The following is a 21,911-nucleotide window of genomic DNA, read 5'->3' on the forward strand; positions in this document are numbered from 1 at the left end:
AGATAAGTCCGTTGTGTAAAGAGTGGGGAAACCCACTCTTTATCTTTGGTATATAGCAAAAGACAAGTTCGTGGAGGTAATCTTCTTTTGAGCACACCCAAATCCAAAATTAAACAAACGGTAGAGCAGCTGCTCGGGTCCTATCTCGAGGACAATGGTTTCGAACTGGTGGACGTTGAATACGTGAAGGAAGGCTCCAACTGGTTTCTGCGCGTATTCGTAGACAAAGAGGGCGGCATCGATATCGATGACTGCGGGTCCATCAGCGAATATATCAGCCAGAAGCTGGATGAGAATGATCCGTTCTCCGAAGCGTATTTCCTTGAAGTCTCCTCGCCGGGAGCTGAGCGTCCGCTCAAGAAAGCTGCGGATGTCGCCAAGGCAGTAGGCAAGGACGTATATGTAACGGTCTATGAGCCGATTCAAGGACTCAAAGAATTCGAAGGACGGTTGCTCTCGTTCGAGAACGAGGAACTGCTCATCTCCGCGGGCAAAAAAGAACATGTGGTACCGTACGCCAAGGTCGCCAGTGCGAGATTGGCCATTATTTTTTAACGTCTTGAAAGGGGGACCGGAATTTCATGAGTATGGAGTTTATTGAAGCTATGAATGAACTGGAAAGGGAGAAAGGCATCAGCAAGGATGTGCTGTTCGAAGCCATCGAAGCGGCGCTGATCTCCAGCTATAAACGCAATTTCAATGCGGCGCAGAATGTGCGTGTGGATATGAACCGCAACACAGGCGTAATCAAGGTGTTTGCCCGCAAGCTGATTGTGGAGGAGGTTCTCGATGCACGGACCGAGATCTCGCTCCTGGCTGCCCGGGAGATCAACCCGCATTTTCAGCTGGAGGACATCGCCGAGCAGGAAGTCACGCCGCGTGATTTCGGCCGCATTGCCGCCCAGACTGCGAAGCAGGTGGTTACCCAGCGTATCCGCGAAGCGGAACGCGGCCTGATCTATAACGCTTTTATTGACAAGGAAGATGATATTGTAACCGGCCTTGTACAGCGTCAGGATATGCGCAACATCTATGTGGATCTTGGCAAAATCGAGGCGGTTCTTCCGCTGAGCGAGCTGATGCCTGGAGAGAAGTTCAAGCAGAGCGAGCGTATCAAGGCTTATATCACCAAGGTGGAGAACACGACCAAAGGACCGCAGATCATGCTGTCCCGCAGTCATCCGGGTCTCCTGAAGCGTCTGTTCGAGCTGGAGGTGCCGGAGATTTTTGACGGGGTGGTGGAGATTCGTTCCGTTGCCCGCGAAGCCGGCTTCCGCTCCAAGATCGCCGTGTTCTCACGCAATCCTGAAGTGGACCCGGTGGGCTCCTGCGTAGGGCCGAGAGGCACGCGTGTACAGACCATCGTGACTGAGCTTCGCGGTGAGAAGATTGATATCGTCAGATATTCCGAGCTGGTGCAGGAGTACGTAGCCAATGCGCTTAGCCCGTCCAAGGTGCTTGAGGTGCAAGTCTTTGAACCTGAGAAGATGGCCCGCGTCATTGTTCCTGACTATCAGCTGTCGCTGGCTATCGGCATCAAGGGGCAGAATGCCCGTCTTGCCGCCAAGCTGACCGGCTGGAAGATCGATATCAAGAGCGAGACGCAGGCGGAGCAGGAATACGGCAGACCCAGATCGTCCAATGATGAAATGCATCAGGATTCCGTCTCCATCGATTAATGAATGCTGACTGACGGGAGGTGCTTTGTTATGAAGCAAAGAAAGGTGCCGCTGCGTAAATGCGTTGCCAGCCAGGAGATGATGCCCAAGAAAGAGCTGATTCGCGTGGTGAGAACGCCTGAAGGCGAGGTGCTGATCGACCTGACAGGCAAGAAGTCGGGCCGTGGCGCTTATATCTGCGGTAAACTGGAATACTTTAAGCTAGCACAGAAAACCAAAGCACTTGACCGGGCATTGAAATGTCAGGTCAGTCCTGAAATCTATGCCCAGCTTGCCCGGGATTTTGCATCCGTGGAGGAGCAGTTTTTGGCAGCGAAGGATAGTGAGGACAATGAGTAAGACACTTTCTTATTTAGGGCTTGCGATGAGAGCAGGCAAGATTGTCACCGGCGATGAGGCTGTGCTTAAGGCAGTGCGGTCTTCAGAGGCGAAGCTGGTCGTCCTGGCAGGTGACGCTTCAGATAATACCCAGAAGAAGTTCCGCGATAAATGCGGAACCTACGATATTCCACTAGTAATCGCATTTCACCGGGATGAACTCGGTGCAAGTATTGGTAAGGACCAGCGCGTGGTGCTGGCCGTTACGGATAAAGGATTCGCGGAAATGATCTCCAGAACGCTTGGAGATACTGTCGGAGGTGGAGTTATTGACTAAAGAAGATAATAAGGATAAGCTGCGCGTATACGAATACGCAAAGTCTTTGAACATGAGCAGTAAAGAAATTATTACCATTCTGAAGCGTTTGGATGTCCCGGTGAATAATCATATGAGTGTCATGGAGAATGGCTCCGTGAACAAAGTTGAACAGTTCTTCAAGGACATCAAGTCAAACGCTGCAGCCAAGCGGGACAACGGCACCAGCAGCCGTCCGGTAGTTACTACCGGTGCGGCAACCGCCGAAGTACGCAGTGCTCAGAATACCAACAAAATTCAATCGGAAAAGCAGGTAGGTATGAACAGTAACCAAAACAACAACCAATCGACGACGTCCCCAAGGCCCCAAAGCGGACAAGATTCCCGCAGAACACAAACATCAGGCTCCGCTCAGAATTCCCGCCCGCAGGGCAGTTCAAGCAGCAGCCGTCCACAAAGCAGTTCGGCTGGCAGCCGCCCGCAAGGCAGCTCCACTGGCAGCCGTCCGCAAGGCAGCTCCACTGGCAGCCGTCCGCAAGGCAGCTCTACTGGCGGAAGTCGCCCACAGGGCAGCTCCACCACTGGCAGCCGTCCGCAAGGCAGCTCGACTGGCGGAAGCCGTCCACAAGGCAGCTCAACTAGCGGAAGCCGCCCACAGGGCAGCTCTACTGGCAGCCGTCCGCAAGGACAAGGCGGCGCACCACGTACAGGTGACCGTCCGCAAGGTCAAGGCAATGCAGGCGGAGGTTTCTCTCGCAACGACGGCCCTAAGAAGAATACCACTGGCGGCAGACCTGGCGGCAATAACAGCGGCCAGAAACGTTACGACGACAACAAGGGCGGCAACTATCGCGGCCGTGGCGGCAAGAACAACCGCGGCAGAAACCAGCCGACCGTATATCGTGAGAAGATTGACAACACACCTAAGAAGATCATTGTCCGTGGCAGCATGACCGTGGGTGAAACCGCAAAGCTGCTTCACAAGGATGCTTCGGAAGTAATTAAGAAGCTGATCTCGATGGGGGTTATGGCCACCATCAACCAGGAGCTTGATATCGATACGATTCTGCTGCTGGCCGGCGAATTCGGCGTAGAAGTAGAAGTGAAGATTCCGGTTGACGAAGACAGCTTCGAGACCGTGGAAGAGAACGATTCCGAAGACGATCTGATGACACGGCCGCCGGTTGTAACGATCATGGGTCACGTTGACCACGGTAAAACAACCTTGCTCGATGCCATCCGTTCCACGAATGTTTCAAGCGGTGAAGCAGGCGGGATTACGCAGCATATCGGTGCCTACCAGGCTGAGATTAATCATAAGAAAATCACATTCCTCGATACTCCGGGCCATGAAGCGTTCACCGCCATGCGTGCCCGTGGTGCCCAGGTCACAGATATGACGATTATCGTCGTAGCGGCAGATGACGGCGTAATGCCTCAGACCGTAGAAGCGATTAACCACGCCAAGGCAGCCGGACTTCCGATCATTGTTGCAGTTAACAAGATTGATAAGCCGGGCGCAGACCCTGACCGGGTGAAGCAGGAGCTTACCAACTATGAGCTGGTGCCGGAAGAGTGGGGCGGCGATACAATCTTCGTCAACCTGTCCGCTAAGCAGCGCATTAACCTGGAAGAGCTGCTGGAAATGATTCTGCTCGTTGCCGAAGTGAACGAGTACAAGGCGAACCCGGACAAACGGGCACGCGGTACTGTTATAGAAGCTGAGCTTGACAAGAACCGTGGACCGGTTGCCCGTATTCTCGTGCAGAACGGTACACTGAAGGTCGGAGACGCATTCGTAGCAGGTAACTGCTTCGGCCGCGTACGCGCCATGGTGAATGACAAGGGACGCAAAATCAAGGAAGCGGGACCTTCCACTCCAGTGGAAATTACCGGTCTGACCGAAGTGCCGCAGGCGGGCGATCCGTTCATGGCCTTCGAAGATGAGCGCAAAGCACGGGCGATCGCTGACAGACGTTCTACTACGCAGCGCCAGTCCGAGCTGAACACGAACACCCGCGTTACGCTGGATGATCTGTTCAAGCACATCAAGGACGGCGAGATCAAGGATCTCAACGTAATCATCAAGGGTGACGTACAGGGTTCGGTAGAGGCGCTGAAGGGCTCCTTGGCCAAGATCGAAGTGGAAGGCGTACGCGTGAAGATTCTTCACAGCGGTGCCGGTGCGATCACGGAATCCGATATTACCCTGGCAGCAGCCTCCAATGCTATCGTGATCGGCTTCAACGTTCGTCCGGATGCCCAGACGAAAGCTGCGGCTGAGCAGGAGAAGGTGGATGTGCGTCTGCATAACATCATCTACAACGTCATTGAAGAGATTGAAAGTGCCATGAAGGGCATGCTTGATCCTATCTATAAAGAGAACGTTATCGGCCATGCCGAAGTGCGCAACGTATTCAAAATCAGCAAAGTGGGCAGTGTCGCAGGCTGTATGGTTACTGACGGCAAAATTACCCGCAATGCTGAAATGCGCCTGATCCGCAGCGGTATTGTTGTCTTCACAGGCAAGATCGACACCTTGAAGCGTTTCAAAGATGATGCAAAAGAAGTGGCACAGGGTTATGAATGTGGCATAACTTTGGAACGCTATAATGATCTCGCCGAAGGCGACATCATCGAAGCATTCATCATGGAAACGGTAGAGCGCTAAGCGAAGAGGTGAAAGAAGATGTCTAAAATCAGAGCCGGACGGGTTGGCGAGCAGATTAAGAAAGAGCTGAGCCAGCTCATCCAAAGCGGACTGAAGGACCCGCGTGTCGGGTTCGTAACCGTAACTGGCGTAGATGTGACGAACGATCTGTCACAGGCCAAGGTATACCTGAGCGTATTCGGGGACGAGGAGCAGAAGTCAGACTCGCTTAGAGCGATTGAGAAGGCCAATGGCTTTCTCCGCTCGGAGCTGGGCAAAGCGATCCGCCTGCGCCATACACCTGAGCTGATCTTCAAGATTGACGAATCCGTTGCTTACGGAAGTCATATTGAGAAGCTGCTCGGCGAAATCGGCAAAAACGAATAGGCTACGGAACATAAAGGAGACGGCGAATGCAGAGCTATGAACAAAGTCTCCAGCAGACGCGTAAGTTTCTGCTGGAACACGACGATTATCTTGTAGTGTCGCATGTTCAGCCGGACGGAGATGCAGTCAGCTCCACCCTCGCGGTGGGCTGGCTTCTCTCATGTCTGGGCAAAAAATATCTGATGCTGAACGAGGGCCAGATTCCACAGCGGATGGAATACTTATGGCATGCCGATCAGATTGTCAATCTGTCTGAAGGTTCTTTGCCCCGCCAGTACAGCCATGTGATATGTGTTGACTGTGCTGATTTCCAGCGTGTAGGGCTGACCCAGCAGCATTTCACCAGTGATGCCCTGATCTTGAATATAGACCATCATCCAACGAACAACGGCTACGGCGCGGTGAATCTCATCAAGCCGGATGCGGCAGCGACAGCAGAGATTCTGTTCGATCTGCTGAAGACCTTTGAACTCAAGTGGGATATTGATATTGCCACAGCCATTTATACAGGGCTGTTAACGGATACCGGCGGTTTCCGTTACAGCAATACTTCTCCTAAAGTGATGGCGGCGGTATCCGAGCTGCTGACACTGGGCGTGAATGGACCGGACCTGGCAGAGACCCTGCTGGAAGAGATGACGCTTCCCCAGGTTAAGGTGCTCAACCGCGCACTTAGCACATTACAGCTTAGTCCTGAAGGAGATATAGCCTGGGTGTATGTTACACCTCAGGATATGCTGGACTCTGGAGCGGCCAATGAGGATCTTGAAGGGATTGTCAACTATCCCCGGAATATCCGCGGGGTAGAGGTAGGCATTCTGTTCAAGGTCATTGATGACCATGCGGTGAAGGCCAGCCTGCGTTCAGCAGGTAAGGTGGATGTGGCGCTGCTTGCGCAAGCCTTCGGCGGCGGCGGACACACCCGGGCAGCGGGCGCGCGTATTAATGGAAGTCTGGAAGAAGCTGTGGCACAGGTGCTTGAGGAGGTCAAACGTCATTTATGAGTGAGCTTACAGGAGTTCTGGCTGTATATAAGCCGGCAGGGTTCACTTCACATGATGTTGTGGCCAAGGCGCGGCGCATTCTGGGCATGAAGCGGATTGGACATACCGGGACACTTGATCCTCAGGTAACCGGAGTATTGCCGCTCTGTCTGGGCCGGGCTACTAGAGTAGTGGAGTATATCCAGGAGCTGCCCAAGGAATATGTTGCCACACTGCGGCTGGGAATGGCCAGCGATACAGAGGACCTGACCGGCACGATTACGGAATCTGTAGAGGAGGTTCATATCACAGAAGCCGAAGTGCTGGCTGTGCTGAACTCCTTTCAGGGCGTGATCTCACAGGTGCCGCCGATGTATTCCGCAGTGAAGGTGGACGGCAAGCGTCTGTACGAGCTGGCCCGGGAAGGCAAGACCGTAGAGCGCAAGAGCCGTGAAGTGGAGATTTATGAGATTGAGATGCAGGAAATGGTCTGGAACGGCAATTATCCGGAGATCACTTTCCGGGCGTTATGCTCCAAGGGAACCTATATCCGCACCCTCTGTGTAGATATCGGACGTAAGCTTGGTCTTCCCGGTGTGATGGTGAAGCTGGAGCGGACGATGTCGGCCGGGATCACGGCCAGTCATTGCCTGACTCTGGAGCAAATTGCGCAGCACAAGGAAGGCGGCACACTGGATGAGCATCTGATTGCTGCCGACGAGGCGATTTCACATTTGCCCAGACATACCGTTGCGGCAGAGAAGAAGAAAGCAGCCCTGCAGGGGCAGCGTCTGTCGACCCGGTTTGTAATGCCGGAAGTGAAGCAGGCCGGAGATTTCCGTCTCTATGATCAGCAAGGGGAGTTCCTTGGTATTTATGCTTTGGAGGCTACCGGAGCTATTGCACCTGTCAAGGTCTTTGCCCAGGTCTAAACTTTAATTTATTTGCGAATGTAGGTGAGAAACAGCGTGAGAACCGTAACGTTAAACTATCCGATGCTGCCTGAGGCGGCAGCACAGTACGCGCAGCCTCAAGTAGTTGCTCTGGGACAGTTCGATGGACTGCACCTCGGGCATGCCAGTGTCATCACATCAGCCGTTGCTCTTGCCCGCGAGGCAGGTGTACCCGCTGCGGTGATGACCTTCTACCCCCATCCCAAGGATGTTATGGGCAAGGGGGATTATGAGGGATATTTGACCCCTTCTAAGGATAAGCAGGAGCTGCTTGCCGGGATGGGTGTTGAGCTTTTATATATCATTGAATTTAATGAAGAGCTCTCCCGGGTGAGTCCGGCGGATTTTGTCTCTGTAATGCTGCTTCCGCTGCAGATTATAACTGCAGTTGTAGGGTTCGACTTCCGCTTCGGCTACAGGGGCGAGGGAGATGCGGACACGCTTTCGGAGCTGGGACAGGGTGCGATGAAGGTAGAGACGGTCGCCCCGTTCCTGCTTGAAGGAGAGAAGGTCAGCAGCTCGGGTATCCGCAAGAGCTTGCTGAGCGGGGAACTGGGTAAGGCCAATGCCTGGTTTGGACGTTGTTATCACCTGCGCGGTATCGTCGGTCACGGGGAGAAGCGGGGCCGGACCATTGGCTTTCCGACCGCGAACCTGCAGCTCGAAGACCGCTATGTGATTCCGGCCAAGGGCGTATACGCCGTCAAGGTCTTTTACCGGGACGAGGTCTTGTACGGGGTGATGAATGTGGGCGTGAAGCCAACATTTCACGAAGGCGTGACCACTCCGAGCTTTGAGGTTCACCTGTTTGATTTTGCCTCAGATATTTATGGGCAGGAACTTAAGGTGGAACTGGTCTCTTATATCCGCTCTGAGCGGAAGTTCGGGTCCATCGATGCCTTAATTGCACAGATCGGCGCAGATGCTGAGACGGCCAAAGGGATGCTGGGATATCATTCCTAATCTTTCCGGACAAGCCGTTTACTTTTGCCTGTGAAGGTGCTATACTGATTAACGTTGCTGGAATGACAGCATGTGAACCTTAGCTTGGTTACTTGTTCTCACCGACGGTGACGAGGCTACTGGCGATTATAATGAAGGAGGTGAACAGGATGGCATTGACTCAAGAACGTAAACACCAATTGATTGACGAGCACAAAACTCATGAATCCGATACTGGATCCCCTGAGGTGCAAGTTGCTATCCTTACGGAGAACATCGTTAATTTGACTGACCACTTGCGTACGCACAAGAAGGATCATCATTCCCGCCGCGGACTGCTGAAGATGGTTGGACAACGTCGTAAACTGCTGGCGTATTTGAAGAACAAAGACATCAGACGTTACAGCGCCCTGATCGAAAAACTGGGATTGCGTCGTTAATTTTCCATAAGTTAAGCCCAAAAGCAGCCTGGTTGTATACCGTATGTCCTTCTTACGAGCGACAGCGGGACAGCCGGGTTGCTTTTTGAAAATTTAGGGTAAACTTTTACAGTTGACAAGTGGATAGCATTCGCAAAAACGGCTATAGCACTTCTGCGGAGGACAAGCCGTTTTTGCTTGTAGAACATACAGGAACGTATTATTACCATTCAAGGAGGGGTTTTATGGAACAACGTGTGGAAATGCAGCTGGGCGGAAGACGCCTTGTGCTGGAAACAGGCCGTCTGGCCAAACAAGCGAACGCAGCCGTGATGGTGCGTTACGGAGATACTTCAGTATTGTGTACGGTTACAGCATCCAGTGAGCCTAAAGATCTGGATTTTTTCCCGCTTACAGTGAATTATGAGGAAAGATTATATGCAGTAGGCAAAATTCCTGGCGGATTCATCAAACGTGAAGGACGTCCGAGCGAGAAAGCGATTCTGTCCAGCCGTCTGACAGACCGTCCAATTCGTCCATTGTTCCCGGAAGGATTCCGCAATGACGTTCAAGTCTTGAACCTGGTAATGAGTGTGGATCAGGACTGTGCGCCTGATATTGCTGCCATGATCGGTACTTCCGCTGCGCTCAGTATTTCCGATGTGCCATTCAACGGACCCATCGGCGGCGTGGCTGTCGGCCGGATTAACGGAGAATTCATCATCAACCCTGATCAAGCCCAGCAGGCAATCAGCGATATTTATGTGGTTGTGGCCGGTACGAAGGATGCCATCATGATGGTAGAAGCTGAAGCCAATGAAGTGACTGAAGAAGTGATGCTTGAAGCGATCATGTTCGGACATGACGAGGTCCGCAAGATTGTGGCTGTGATTGAACAGCTCGTAGCCGTTGCCGGTAAAGAGAAGATGGCTGTGAAGCTGCATGCGGTTAATGCGGATGTGAATACAGAGGTTCGTGCTTTTGCTGAGAGCCGTCTGGTAGAAGCCGTAAGAATTGCCGAGAAGCATGCCCGTCAGGATGCTATCGATCTGGTGAACAACGAAGCGGTGGCGTATTTCGCAGAGAAATACATAGAAACCCCAGAGCTTCTTAAGGATGTTAAGGAAGCCCTGCATGATATCGTGAAGGATGAAGTCAGACGACTGATCACGCATGACAAGGTTCGTCCGGATGGACGTAAGCTGGACGAGATCCGTCCGATCGAATGTGATACAGCGCTGCTGCCGCGTACGCACGGTTCCGGTCTGTTCACACGCGGCCAGACACAGATTCTCAGCGTATGTACACTGGGTGCACTGGGCGATGTGCAGATTCTGGATGGTATTGATCCGGCTGAAACCAAGCGCTTCATGCACCACTACAACTTCCCTCCGTTCAGCGTAGGGGAAGCCCGTCCGCTAAGAGCACCGGGACGCCGCGAGATCGGCCACGGGGCACTCGGTGAACGCGCATTGTCCAAGGTGATTCCAAGTGAGACTGAATTCCCGTACACCATCCGTCTGGTATCCGAAGCGATTGAATCCAATGGCTCCACCTCCCAGGCAAGCATCTGTGCCAGTATTCTGGCGATGATGGATGCAGGGGTACCTATCAAGGCGCCTGTAGCCGGTGTAGCGATGGGTCTGATCAAGGACGGAGAGCATGTGTCCATCCTGACCGATATTCAAGGCATGGAAGATCACCTCGGCGATATGGACTTTAAGGTAGCGGGTACAGCAGAAGGCGTAACGGCGATTCAGATGGATATCAAAATTGATGGCATCGACCGCAAAATTCTGCAGGAGGCGCTTGAGCAGGCAAGAGAAGGCCGGATGTTCATTCTGGGTAAAATGAATGAAGCGATTGCTGCTCCAAGACCGAGCCTGTCTAAATATGCTCCGAAGATCATTATCATCAATATCAATCCCGACAAGATCCGTGATGTAATTGGTGCCGGCGGTAAAATCATCAACAAGATCATTGAAGAAACCGGCGTGAAGATCGACATCGAGCAGGATGGCCGCGTATTTATCGGTTCTTCTGACGAAGCTATGATCCAGAAGGCCCGTGGCATCATCGAAGGAATTGTGAAGGAAGTTGTGGTTGGTGAGATTTATGTGGGTACGGTTAGACGCATTGAGAAATTCGGCGCATTCGTTGAATTGATCCCTGGCAAAGACGGCCTTGTGCATATTTCCCAGCTGTCTACAGAGCGTGTAGCGAAGGTTGAAGATGTTGTGGCGATTGGCGACACGATCACCGTAAAGGTAACGGAGATCGACCAGCAGGGCCGTGTCAACCTGTCGCGCAAAGCGGTGCTGACTTCAGAGAGCGGAGCGAAGGCGTAAGCATTTACGCTGCCGCTTCACCGCTATCCTGACTATAGATAAGAAGAGACAGAAGCAGTACAGTTCTGGCTCTTTTTTTTGGACAAGTATAGGGAAACGGTAAGGTCCTGACAGGATGGCTATACCTTACCCGCTTGAAGGTGGCATCTATGCAGTATGCATAATTTGCACCCTTCATGCATAGGCTGGGACAAAGCGTCCCCGCACGGCTTGACCCTGGTGCGGAGACGGAACAGACCGTTTGTGCCGGGGAGGTATAACGTCATGAAGACGTACAAGGCGGCGCTTGTGCTGGCTTGCATCGCAGTAGTAATCGGAATCGGAAGTACGAACGGACCCGTGAAAGAGATGATTGCCGGGCTTAAGCCTCAGGCGGATGCAGCGGTGATGAGCTATGCTCTGAATCAGGCGGAGGATGATCTGCGCGCGCAGATTACCCGCCGGGCCGAGGCGCTGAATGCGCAGCCGGTGAATGCTGTAGTTGACCGGGTATGGAAAGCCATACCAGGGTATAACGGGCTGGAGGTCGATGTAGAGGCAACCTACCGGAGCGCGCTGCTGCGGGGACCCGAAGCAGGCCTTAAGCTGTTGTACCGCCAGATTAAGCCTAAGGTATCACTGGATGATCTGGGAGCGCAGCCGATTTACCGGGGGAATCCGGCGAAGCCGATGGCCTCGCTGATGATTAATGTGGCCTGGGGGAATGAGTATATCCGTCCGATGCTGGACATTCTGGATGCAGAGAAGGTGAAGGTTACCTTTTTTCTGGACGGAAGCTGGTTAAGCCGCAACAAGGAGCTTGCAGCAGAGATGCTGAAGCGCGGGCATGAGGTGGAGAACCATGCGTATACGCATCCTAAGATGAGTATTCTAAGCCGGACACGTGCTACTGCCGAGATTGAGAAGACGCAGAAGCTGCTGAAGGAAAGCCTGGGTGTGACGAACAAGTGGTTTGCTCCGCCGTCAGGCGACTTTAACCAGCAGACGGTGGAGATCGCCGCCTCACTGGGACTGAAGACGGTGCTGTGGACGCTGGATACGGTCGATTGGCGCAATCCGTCCCCCGAATCAGTTGTTGCCAAGATCAGCAGCCGGGTAGAGCCGGGAACTTTGATCCTGATGCATCCGACGGCATCCTCCTCGCAAGCGCTGAGAGGGATGATCCGGGGGATCAGAGCCAAGGGCCTGCAGCTGGGAACCGTCAGTCAGACGCTCTCTCCTGAGCGTATCGTGACTGCGGAAGTTGAGTGAACGCCCTATTTCTGATAGGATAAGAGGCGCGAATAACAAATACAGACAGAACCAGGGGCTGTGCCAGGAGGATTACACATTGGACAAAATATTATTATCGAACGGACTCCGGGTGGTGACCGAGAAGATCCCGACCGGCCGGTCCGTATCTTTCGGAATCTGGGTCAAGACGGGCTCCCGCAATGAGAACCCGCTCAACAACGGGATTTCCCATTTCATCGAGCATATGCTCTTTAAGGGGACTGACCGCTATAGCGCCAAGGATATTGCCGAACAGTTCGATGCCATTGGCGGGAACGTCAATGCGTTTACCTCGAAGGAATATACATGCTTTTATGCGAAGGTGCTGGATGAGCATCTGCCGATTGCCGTGGATGTGCTGGCAGATATGTTCTTCCGCTCACGGATGGATGCCGAGGAGCTGGCCAAGGAGAAGAATGTAATCCTGGAGGAAATCGCCATGTGCGAGGACACGCCGGATGATCTTGTCCATGAGCTGATGTGTGCCGCCGCTTACGGTGAGCACCCGCTGGCTTATACGATTCTCGGACTGAAGGACCGTCTGCTGGAGATGACGCCGGATGATCTGCGTGCGTACATGAAGGAGCAGTATACCATCGAGAATACAGTGATCAGCGTAGCCGGTAATATTAACGACGGTCTGATCCCGCTGCTGGAGCAGCATTTCGGTTCCTTCACGAATCATGGTGAAGCGGCGGAGCTGACTGAGCCTGCATATCAGGGGGAGCTGGTGTTCCACAAAAAGAAGACCGAGCAGAATCACATCTGCATCTCCTTGCCGGGCGTCCGCAGCGGCGGGCCGCTGCAATATCCGATGGCGCTCCTCAACAATGCGTTCGGCGGCGGCATGAGCTCGCGGCTGTTCCAGGAGATCCGCGAGAAGCGCGGTCTGGCCTATTCCGTCTTCTCGTACCACAGCGCCCAGGCTGACAGCGGCTTGTTCACGGTCTATGCCGGGACAGCGCCGAAGCAGACCAAGGAAGTTACAGAGCTGATCAAAGAGATGCTGCGCGATCTGGCGGTGAACGGCCTGAGCGAGGACGAACTGCGTAAAGGCAAGGAGCAGCTCAAGGGCAGCCTGATTCTCAGTCTGGAGAGCACGGGCAGCCGGATGAACCGGATGGGCAAAAATGAGCTGATGCTCGGCCGGCAGGATACGCTGGATGAAATGATAGCCAAAATCGGAGCTGTAACCATGGAGGACATCAATGCTCTACTGGACTTTATGTTCGCACAGCCGTTGTCCCTGGCGATGGTAGGCTCCACCGATAAAGCGATAGCCAATGTTAGGAGAGATGATCTTGCCTCATTACGTACAAATTAACAAGCTTCCGGGGAATGAGGATGTGCTGCTGCCCTGCAAAATGTCCGAGCAGGCCTCGGGGTATGACCTGTATGCCGCTGTAGGAGAGCCTGTGGTGCTTGCTCCGGGCGAGCGGACACTGATCCCCACCGGCATATCTCTGGCGATGCCAGGCGGGCTGGAGGCACAGATCCGTCCGCGCAGCGGGCTGGCCTTGAAGCATGGCATCACCTGCCTGAATACACCGGGCACCATCGATGCGGATTACCGGGGCGAAATTAAGGTGCTGCTGATCAATCTGGGGCAGGAGCCGTTTGCAATTGCCCGCAACGAGCGGATCGCCCAGATGGTATTCCAGGCTGTGCCTGAAGTGACTCTGGTGGAAGTGGATGAGCTGTCTGACACGGCCCGCGGAGCTGGCGGCTTCGGGCATACTGGCAAATAGTATACAGGAATTATAAAAAAGCTTGCGGAAAGCGCACCTTTAGGTGCGCGTCCGCAAGCTTTTTTGAAATATATCGCTTAGCTGGAAGGGCCCTCAGTCTGTTTCTGCACAATGACCTCGTACAGCTTCTCCAACTGGGCATCCCTGCGATCAATAATATCTTTAGCAGTTGTATAGGCTTCAATATCAGGAATCACGGCTGTGGCCGGGTCTCGGGAAGGATCAGGACGGGTGAATTTTTGGAAAGAGACCTGAAAGCCGATGCCCGATGCCGGAAGCTGGAATCCGATAACATTTCCGTAAGCGGACGGCTGATTACCGCTCGCCTCTCCGATAATCTGACCGAGTTTGTTATCTTGTATGATAAGTGCGAACATGTTCGCCGAGCTGAAGGTACGGGGAGAAGTCAGTACATAGATGCGTCCTTTGAAGGGATGATCGGTGAGCTGTATATTTTGGACGGGAACCGGTTCGTTCCTGCTTGTACCGTCGTCCGGAAAGTCTGGGAATTGCTGCTTAACTTGTGTGGAGAAGCGGACCTCACCTCCAAAGCTCCGGTAGCTTCTGACATCCGTATAGGCGAGAAATTCGTCAACCACCCTGGAATCCCCACCTCCATTATTCCTTAAATCAACCGCTATATTGCTGATTCGCTGTGTATAGACCTCGTCAAAGAAACGTTTAACCATTAACTTATAATCCTTTGAATACACACAGTCATTGATCTGGAAGATTCCCAGGGACTGCTCAGGCTTGATTTCAAAAGTGAACGCAGCAGAATGTGACGGGTACGGATTGTATTCCTTCTGTCCGCTGTCTGCTGTCAAGGGAATGCTCTCCGAAATTTGATGTCCGGCCCTTGTTGCGTTTATCAAGACTGTACCTTCGGTGACCAGTCCTAAATGCTGCAGGAACCACTCTGAAGGAAGCAGGCTGGTTGCCTGCATTCTGACCCAACTCTCATTCTCTGCCGGAATAAGCTGCTGCAGATCCTTTTCGAGATCCTTGACACTGCGTCCTCCAATGGCTGTAATCCGATCCCCTGGCAGAAAGGCTCCCCGTCTATCCTTCACCAGCAGACCCTCCCGGCTCCAAAATAAAGGCAAATCAAGGATATTTACCTCCGGGAGCGGGTAGAGCGTCGTGTGCCCGTCATGGAGCAGCATGACTATAGTGTCTGCAATGAAATAGAATTCACCGCGAGTCTTGGATTGCTCAATGTTGGCGTAAGCAGTGTCAATAACGGATTGCTCATCATTGGTCCAACCGTTGATCAGACGGGGGTGCATCTGGACAAGTGTCTGTACAAGCTTATCCAGGTCCTCTTTCATTTGCGCCGGACTTAGCTCTGCCATGGCAGGACTGGGGGCGTGTGCAGAACTGGCTACCTTATTGTTTTCCGGCAAAGAGTTCGCTTGTTCACTCTTGGGGCCACTAATACCGGTCTGATTCAAGTAGACTGCTGCTGTAATGATTGCTGCAACTGCGAGGACTGGTACAATGTAACGAATGAATTTATTCCGCATAGCATTCCTTTCATATCCATTTTTAGTTGATTATAGATTGAAACATCAGCAAACTCTGTGATTAATATCTGTGCTGCGGGAATTCCTCTCCGCTTTTCACCCATCGGCGCCTTCCGGCATAAGATGCTCTATAGTCGAATGTGGTTGTGGAAAGGAGCGTCATCCCTATGCTTACTGGCATCAGGATCGTGTTCCTGGGCGGGGACGCGAGACAAATTGAAGTGATTCGGAAATGTGTGGAATTGGATGCGGCCGTAAGCGTTGCCGGATTCGATACATGGGATGCCCCATGCCCGGGGGTAAGCCTTGAACTGTTGTCGCCCGAGCTGCTAAGTCAAGCGGATGTGCTGGTGCTGCCGGCGGTCGGCTGCGATGATGAGGGTTACATTAACGCGCTGTATTCTTCGGAACGCCTCCAGCTGCGGGAGGAGCATATCGCGGCTCTGCCGTCCCGGGCATTGGTATACACCGGCATGGCTAAAAGCTATTTGCGCGGCCTGTGTGCCGGACATTCGCTGAAGCTGGTGGAGCTGCTGAACAGGGACGATGTGGCGATCTACAACTCTATCCCGACAGCGGAGGGAGCTTTGGTGATGGCCGTGCAGAACACTGACTTTACCATACACGGCTCCACATCGATGGTGCTGGGGATGGGCCGGACCGGCTTCACCATGGCCAGAACCCTCCAGGGAATGGGGGCCACGGTCAAAGTAGGCGTCAGGAAGCAGGAGCACTTTGCAAGGGCGGAGGAAATGGGCTGGAAGCCTTTTATGACAGACGATTTGCTGCTGCATGCGCCTGAGGCGGATCTGATCTTCAACACCATACCCGCTATGATTATCAACGCACAGGTCCTGTCCCGGCTTCAGCCGCACTGCGTGATCATCGATTTGGCGTCCGCACCGGGCGGATGCGACTTCCGTTATGCCGAGAAGCGCGGGATCAAGGCGATGCTGGCACCGGGCCTGCCCGGGATTGTTGCCCCCAAGAGCGCCGGAATCATTATGGCAGGTGCGCTGGTACAGTCGATATCGGACGAGACTTTAATCAGGGGGGATGAATGAATGGATTGGCACGGAAAAACAGTAGGTTATGCCATTACCGGCTCACACTGCACCTTCGCTGAGGTGATGCCGCAGATTCAGCGGTTCATGGATTCAGGAGCGAATGTGGTGCCGATTGTGTCTGCTTCGGTACTGAACACGGACACCCGCTTTGGAACCTCGGAAAATTGGTTAAAACAGTTGAAAGATATAACAGGGAATGATATCATTTCTACAATTGTTGAAGCGGAGCCGCTGGGTCCTTCCAAGCTGCTGGATGTGCTGACGATTGCTCCCTGCACAGGGAACACAACCAGCAAGCTGGCGAACGCGATGACGGACAGTCCGGTGCTGATGGCAGCCAAATCGCAGATGCGCAACGGGCGTCCGCTGGTGCTGGCGATCTCGACGAATGACGGACTTGGCCTTAACGCTGCGAATATTGCGAAGCTCCTGGTAGCCAAACATATTTATTTCGTCCCGTTCGGACAGGATAATCCCGAGGGGAAGCCGAATTCGCTGGTGGCGCAGATGGATCTCATTCCCGAAGCCTGTTACGCCGCCCTGCAGGGTCACCAGTTACAGCCTATGTTAGTACAACGATTTCATACTGCATAGCTTATATAATCAGTACAGGATTGGCCCGGAAGAGCGAATTTTAGCTGACGGACCCATAAGCTTCATTTCTGCCGTCCTCATCCCGGGGGCGGCACGAACAATTTTACGCTATAATAAGAGTCAGGTTATCGCGGCTACGAACACTTCTGCCTCGCGGGGTGATTTATTTCACGTAGGGTTCAGTAAGTCTGCTGAGAGAAGCAATGGAGGAATTATACATGGGTATTTTGGTGCAAAAATTCGGCGGAACCTCACTCTCCACACCAGTGGCCAGAGAACACGTAATCCGTCATGTCAAACGGGAGCTGGCCAGCGGGTTCAGTCTGGTGGTCGTAGTCTCGGCTATGGGCCGCAAGGGGGAGCCCTATGCTACCGATACACTGCTTGATCTGGCGGTTCAGAGCGGGAATTCACTGCCGGACCGGGAACGGGATCTGCTGATGTGCTGCGGGGAGATTATCTCGGCGGCCAATCTGTGCGGTCTGCTGGAGCAGGAAGGTATTCGGTCGACGGTGCTGACAGGGGCGCAAGCCGGATTCCTGACCGACAACAGCTATGGCAATGCCAGAATCCTGGATGTGCGCACAGAACGCATTCTACGGGAACTGCGTGAGCATAAAGTAGTAATAGTAACCGGCTTCCAGGGTCAGACGGAAGCTGGTGATTTCACCACTCTCGGCCGCGGCGGAAGCGACACTTCGGCTACAGCACTTGGAGCAGCTCTGCGTGCGGATATGGTAGATATCTATACGGATGTTGACGGAATACTCACCGCTGATCCACGGATTGTCGAAGATGCACGGCAGCTTACTTATGTCAGCTACACCGAGATTTGTAACATGGCGTATCAGGGAGCCAAGGTCATTCATCCACGGGCTGTAGAGATTGCCATGCAGGCCCAGATTCCGGTGCGTGTACGCTCGACCTTCTCCGAAGCGGAGGGGACGCTGGTGACCCATCCCGAGGGCTTCAGTGATGTATCCCATGGAGTCGTGGACCGTTTCGTCACAGGGGTTGCCTATGTCAGCAATATTACGCAGATCTCGGTGGAATGCCCGGAGGGCAATGGAACCGGCGTGCAGCTGCAGATATTCAAAAGCATGGCCGATAACGGGATCAGTGTGGACTTCATCAATGTGACACCGACTGAGGCCGTATATACGGTGTTCGATGACAAATCGGAGCAGGCGATTGCTGCGCTGCAGGAGCTGGGCCTGCGTCCCAAGAGCTTGTCCGGCTGTGCCAAGGTCTCCGTCATCGGCGGGGGCATCAACGGCGTTCCGGGAATCATGGCGCATATCGTCGAGGCGCTCAGCTCGCAGAACATCCAGATTCTGCAGTCTGCCGATTCCAACACAACCATCTGGGTTCTCGTGAAAAAAGAAGATATGGTGCAGTCGGTTCGCGCCCTGCATGCCAAGTTTGAATTGCACCGCTGACAAGGAGGAATTCAAAGTGGATTTCGGAAGACTGATCACCGCAATGGTAACCCCGTTTGACGGGGAAGGAGAAATCAACTGGGAAGCAACTTCAAGGCTGGTCGATGATCTGATCGAGGAACAAAAGTCCGCTGCGCTCGTAGTCTGCGGAACCACCGGCGAATCGCCGACCCTAACCGATAAGGAGAAGCTGAAGCTGTTCTCCTTCGTGAAGCAGCAAGCAGGCGGACGCTGTAAAATTATTGCCGGTACCGGCAGCAACAGCACCAAACATTCCATCGAGCTCACTAAGGAAGCTGAGAAAATCGGCGTGGACGGTGTGCTTCTGGTCGTCCCTTATTACAATAAACCGAATCAGGAAGGGCTCTACCAGCATTTCTCTGCAATTGCTGCTGCGACCTCGCTGCCCTGCATCTTGTACAATGTGCCAGGACGAACGACAGTAAGCATGAGTGTAGCTACCACCCTGCGTCTGGCGGAGATTCCTAATATTGTGGCTACGAAGGAATGTGCTTCGGTAGACCAGATTACATGGATTGCCTCAGCTTGTCCTGAAGACTTCCATGTCTACACCGGAGATGATTCCGCCGGCCTCGCGACGCTTGCTGTGGGAGGCCACGGTATCATCAGTGTGGCCAGCCATGTTGTCGGAGCGCAGATGTCAGAGATGATCGAGGCCTTCACCTCCGGGGATGTCCGCCGTGCAGGCGAGCTTCACCGGCAGCTGTTTCCGGTCTTCAAGGGGCTGTTCGAGTGTCCGCAGCCGTTGCCTAACCCCTCTGCCGTGAAGTATGCGCTGGGGCTGCGCGGGCTGGATGTCGGCTCGGTCCGCCTGCCGCTGGTTTCACCTACGGAAGAAGAGGCGGCTTTCATTGCTGCCCTGCTAAGATAAAATAGTCCAGGCGTGGATAAATGAATAGGCGAAGATAGGTACAACGGCAACCGGCCGCTCTTATGGAGCGGCCGGTTTTTTTACGTTACGGACTTCCAGCCGCCGCAGATCGCATATGGTAATTATTTCTCCAGGATTAACTCTATGTTAAAAAAGTCAGGCGTTGCAGCGTTTTTTGCTTGTCTTTTCCTTAAATATTGGCTGTTTGTTAAGGAAAGAATAGGACCAGGTACAGGGTGACTTGTCTTTTGCCAAAAAAATCATGTATAATGAACTTAAGTGACTTGGTGCGGTTAATTGAATATGCGGTAATCTTCCGGCAATGCGGATTTGTTGCATTGTAAGACAGGATAGGTCCTTGAATAAGTCTGTGCTAAATATGCCGGATTTACGCGCGAGGGGCGCGGTGGTGGAATTTTGAGGGCATTTGCCCGCTTCAAGAGGATATTACTGCCCGGATTCGGGAGTTTAGACCTGCGCAAGTATACAGACTTACCGGGAATTCCTTGTCGAAATAAGGAGTTAACAGCAATTTGATGTATATTACAGCGCCGCTGAAATATTGAAGCTCATTGTTAACAAATAAAAAGTATGACGTCCAACATCATAGGAGGGTTAGATTCATTTGTCCAAAAAAAACAATAACAACAACGACAAACTGACGATATTCGCACTTGGCGGAGTCGGTGAAATTGGTAAGAACATGTACGTAGTTCAGTATGGCAACGACATTGTAGTCGTAGACGCCGGTCTGAAATTCCCTGAAGAAGATATGCTGGGTATTGATATCGTAATACCGGATATCTCCTACCTCACCGAGAACCGTGACAAGGTAAGAGGTATTGTTCTTACGCACGGCCATGAGGATCACATTGGCGGCTTGTCTTATGTGCTTAAGAACCTGAATGTTCCGGTATACGGAACAAGACTTACCCTGGGTCTTGTGGAGAACAAGCTCAAGGAAGCGAACCTGCTGGGTGAAACTAAGCGGATTCTGATTAACGAGGATTCCGAGGTTGAACTGGGCACATCGCTTAAGGTAACCTTCTTCAGAACGAATCACAGTATTCCGGATTCTGTCGGGGTATGCATTGAGACACCAGAGGGCAACGTTGTCCACACCGGTGACTTCAAATTCGACCACACGCCAGTCAACGGTCAATTTGCCAATCTGCACCGCATGGCTGAGATCGGATCGAAGGGCGTTCTGGCCCTGCTGTCAGACAGCACCAATGCCGAGAAGCCGGGCTTCACCCCTTCGGAGAAGAATGTCGGCATCGTGCTGGAAGATATTTTCCGCAAAGCTGAACAACGTGTGGTAGTAGCAACCTTCGCTTCCAACGTGCATCGTATTCAGCAGGTAGTGAACGCTTCTGAAGCCACCGGACGTAAGATTACCGTTATTGGACGAAGCATGGTTAACGTAGTATCCATTGCTTCCGAGCTTGGCTATCTGCATATCCCTGACGGCATGCTCATTGAGCCTGAAGAGATGAACAGAATGGCAGGCAACCGTGTGGTAGTATTGTGCACAGGCAGCCAAGGCGAGCCCATGTCTGCGCTGACACGCATGGCGCGTTCCAGCCACCGCAAGGTAGACATTATGCCGGGCGACACCGTTATTATTGCGGCTACACCGGTACCGGGTAATGAGAAATATGTAGGCCGTACCATTGATGAATTGTTCCGTCTGGGTGCCAATGTGATATACAGCGGCTCCAACTCCGGCGTTCACGTATCCGGTCACGGCAGCCAGGAAGAGCTGAAGCTGATGCTCAACCTGATGAAGCCGAAATACTTCATGCCGATCCACGGTGAATACCGGATGCAGCGCAAGCATGCACTTCTCGCAGAATCTGTTGGCGTAGAGCCAAGCAATATCTTCATCACCGAGCTGGGTGAAGTGATTGAGATCTCCGGTGGAGCTGCACGCAGAGCGGGTAAGGTAACTGCAGGTAACGTACTGATCGACGGGCTGGGTGTCGGCGATGTAGGCAACATTGTATTGCGTGACCGTAAGCTGTTGTCGCAGGATGGTATCCTGGTGGTTGTGGTTACCCTCAGCAAGCAGAACGGAGCGATTGTCTCCGGTCCTGACATCATCTCCCGCGGATTCGTATATGTGCGGGAATCGGAAGGTCTCCTGGACGAAGCGAACCGGATTGTTGCGGGTACGCTGCAGCGTCTGATGAGTGAGAAGGTCAATGAATGGGCTTCCCTGAAGACCAGTGTCAAAGACTCGCTCGGCCGTTTCCTCTATGAGCAGACCCGCCGCAGACCGATGATCCTGCCGATTATTATGGAAGTATAAGAGAAGCATTTCTTAACAATATAGCTTTGGCAATAGCCTCTTTTCCCGGAAATATTGGACGGTTTCC

The 21,911-nt window shown here is 53.0% G+C and carries 20 protein-coding genes; 19 read left to right on the forward strand and 1 reads right to left on the reverse strand.

Annotated elements, in window-relative coordinates; translation table 11 throughout:
- Positions 1–87 precede the first annotated feature (87 nt).
- From rimP to dut, 14 genes are all read left to right on the forward strand, one after another.
- Entirely contained in the window at positions 88–555 is a 468-nt protein-coding gene (gene rimP / locus NSS64_RS09970; protein ID WP_340940101.1) for a ribosome maturation factor RimP, read from the forward strand.
- Between the two features lie 26 nt (positions 556–581).
- Positions 582–1,679 (forward strand): transcription termination factor NusA, encoded by a 1,098-nt coding sequence (gene nusA, locus NSS64_RS09975; protein WP_036692613.1) that lies wholly within the window; start codon positions 582–584, stop codon positions 1,677–1,679.
- 30 nt (positions 1,680–1,709) lie between these two features.
- Complete coding sequence (rnpM, locus tag NSS64_RS09980; RefSeq protein ID WP_036692616.1) at positions 1,710–2,018, forward strand: RNase P modulator RnpM; 309 nt, start codon at positions 1,710–1,712, stop codon at positions 2,016–2,018.
- Entirely contained in the window at positions 2,011–2,334 is a 324-nt protein-coding gene (locus NSS64_RS09985) for a YlxQ family RNA-binding protein (protein ID WP_036724725.1), read from the forward strand. The genes rnpM and NSS64_RS09985 overlap by 8 nt, the downstream gene beginning before the upstream one ends.
- Entirely contained in the window at positions 2,327–4,984 is a 2,658-nt protein-coding gene (gene infB / locus NSS64_RS09990; protein WP_340995636.1) for a translation initiation factor IF-2, read from the forward strand. Before NSS64_RS09985 ends, infB begins: the two co-directional genes overlap by 8 nt.
- Before the next feature lie 18 nt (positions 4,985–5,002).
- Positions 5,003–5,350 carry a 30S ribosome-binding factor RbfA gene (gene rbfA, locus NSS64_RS09995; protein WP_036692621.1) on the forward strand — a complete coding sequence of 116 codons (348 nt, stop codon included), beginning with the start codon at positions 5,003–5,005 and terminating at the stop codon, positions 5,348–5,350.
- 26 nt (positions 5,351–5,376) lie between these two features.
- Positions 5,377–6,354 (forward strand): DHH family phosphoesterase, encoded by a 978-nt coding sequence (locus NSS64_RS10000; RefSeq protein ID WP_341139991.1) that lies wholly within the window; start codon positions 5,377–5,379, stop codon positions 6,352–6,354.
- Entirely contained in the window at positions 6,351–7,265 is a 915-nt protein-coding gene (gene truB / locus NSS64_RS10005) for a tRNA pseudouridine(55) synthase TruB (RefSeq protein ID WP_340940103.1), read from the forward strand. The genes NSS64_RS10000 and truB overlap by 4 nt, the downstream gene beginning before the upstream one ends.
- Before the next feature lie 36 nt (positions 7,266–7,301).
- The gene (locus NSS64_RS10010) at positions 7,302–8,249 is read left to right on the forward strand and encodes a bifunctional riboflavin kinase/FAD synthetase (protein ID WP_340940104.1); all 948 of its coding nucleotides are present in this window, start codon (positions 7,302–7,304) and stop codon (positions 8,247–8,249) included.
- 149 nt (positions 8,250–8,398) lie between these two features.
- Positions 8,399–8,668: a 30S ribosomal protein S15 gene (gene rpsO / locus NSS64_RS10015; protein ID WP_019910460.1), complete on the forward strand. Its 270-nt coding sequence runs from the start codon at positions 8,399–8,401 to the stop codon at positions 8,666–8,668.
- A gap of 224 nt (positions 8,669–8,892) precedes the next feature.
- Positions 8,893–10,995, forward strand: a complete 2,103-nt coding sequence (gene pnp, locus NSS64_RS10020; protein WP_341139992.1) for a polyribonucleotide nucleotidyltransferase — start codon at positions 8,893–8,895, stop codon at positions 10,993–10,995.
- A gap of 264 nt (positions 10,996–11,259) precedes the next feature.
- Positions 11,260–12,246, forward strand: a complete 987-nt coding sequence (locus NSS64_RS10025) for a polysaccharide deacetylase family protein (RefSeq protein WP_341139993.1) — start codon at positions 11,260–11,262, stop codon at positions 12,244–12,246.
- A gap of 79 nt (positions 12,247–12,325) precedes the next feature.
- Positions 12,326–13,591: a M16 family metallopeptidase gene (locus NSS64_RS10030; protein ID WP_341139994.1), complete on the forward strand. Its 1,266-nt coding sequence runs from the start codon at positions 12,326–12,328 to the stop codon at positions 13,589–13,591.
- Positions 13,563–14,015, forward strand: a complete 453-nt coding sequence (dut, locus tag NSS64_RS10035) for a dUTP diphosphatase (protein WP_036724736.1) — start codon at positions 13,563–13,565, stop codon at positions 14,013–14,015. Before NSS64_RS10030 ends, dut begins: the two co-directional genes overlap by 29 nt.
- Positions 14,016–14,092: 77 nt before the next feature.
- Here dut and NSS64_RS10040 read toward each other — a convergent pair whose 3' ends face one another.
- Entirely contained in the window at positions 14,093–15,541 is a 1,449-nt protein-coding gene (locus NSS64_RS10040; RefSeq protein ID WP_341139995.1) for a S41 family peptidase, read from the reverse strand.
- Between the two features lie 167 nt (positions 15,542–15,708).
- Here NSS64_RS10040 and dpsA point away from each other — a divergent pair, with 167 nt between their 5' ends.
- The 5 genes from dpsA (at position 15,709) to NSS64_RS10065 (ending at position 21,844) form a co-directional block, all read left to right on the forward strand.
- Positions 15,709–16,605, forward strand: coding sequence for a dipicolinate synthase subunit DpsA (dpsA, locus tag NSS64_RS10045; protein WP_341139996.1), 897 nt, complete (start codon positions 15,709–15,711; stop codon positions 16,603–16,605).
- Positions 16,606–17,202 carry a dipicolinate synthase subunit B gene (locus tag NSS64_RS10050; protein ID WP_340940111.1) on the forward strand — a complete coding sequence of 199 codons (597 nt, stop codon included), beginning with the start codon at positions 16,606–16,608 and terminating at the stop codon, positions 17,200–17,202.
- A gap of 218 nt (positions 17,203–17,420) precedes the next feature.
- Complete coding sequence (gene dapG, locus NSS64_RS10055) at positions 17,421–18,641, forward strand: aspartate kinase (RefSeq protein ID WP_036692638.1); 1,221 nt, start codon at positions 17,421–17,423, stop codon at positions 18,639–18,641.
- Between the two features lie 16 nt (positions 18,642–18,657).
- Positions 18,658–19,533: a 4-hydroxy-tetrahydrodipicolinate synthase gene (dapA, locus tag NSS64_RS10060; RefSeq protein ID WP_341139997.1), complete on the forward strand. Its 876-nt coding sequence runs from the start codon at positions 18,658–18,660 to the stop codon at positions 19,531–19,533.
- Positions 19,534–20,158: 625 nt separating this feature from the next.
- Entirely contained in the window at positions 20,159–21,844 is a 1,686-nt protein-coding gene (locus NSS64_RS10065; protein WP_036724742.1) for a ribonuclease J, read from the forward strand.
- Positions 21,845–21,911 lie beyond the last annotated feature (67 nt).

Source organism: Paenibacillus sp. FSL H8-0122 (assembly GCF_038005345.1).
Taxonomy (GTDB): Bacteria; Bacillota; Bacilli; order Paenibacillales; family Paenibacillaceae; genus Paenibacillus_AQ.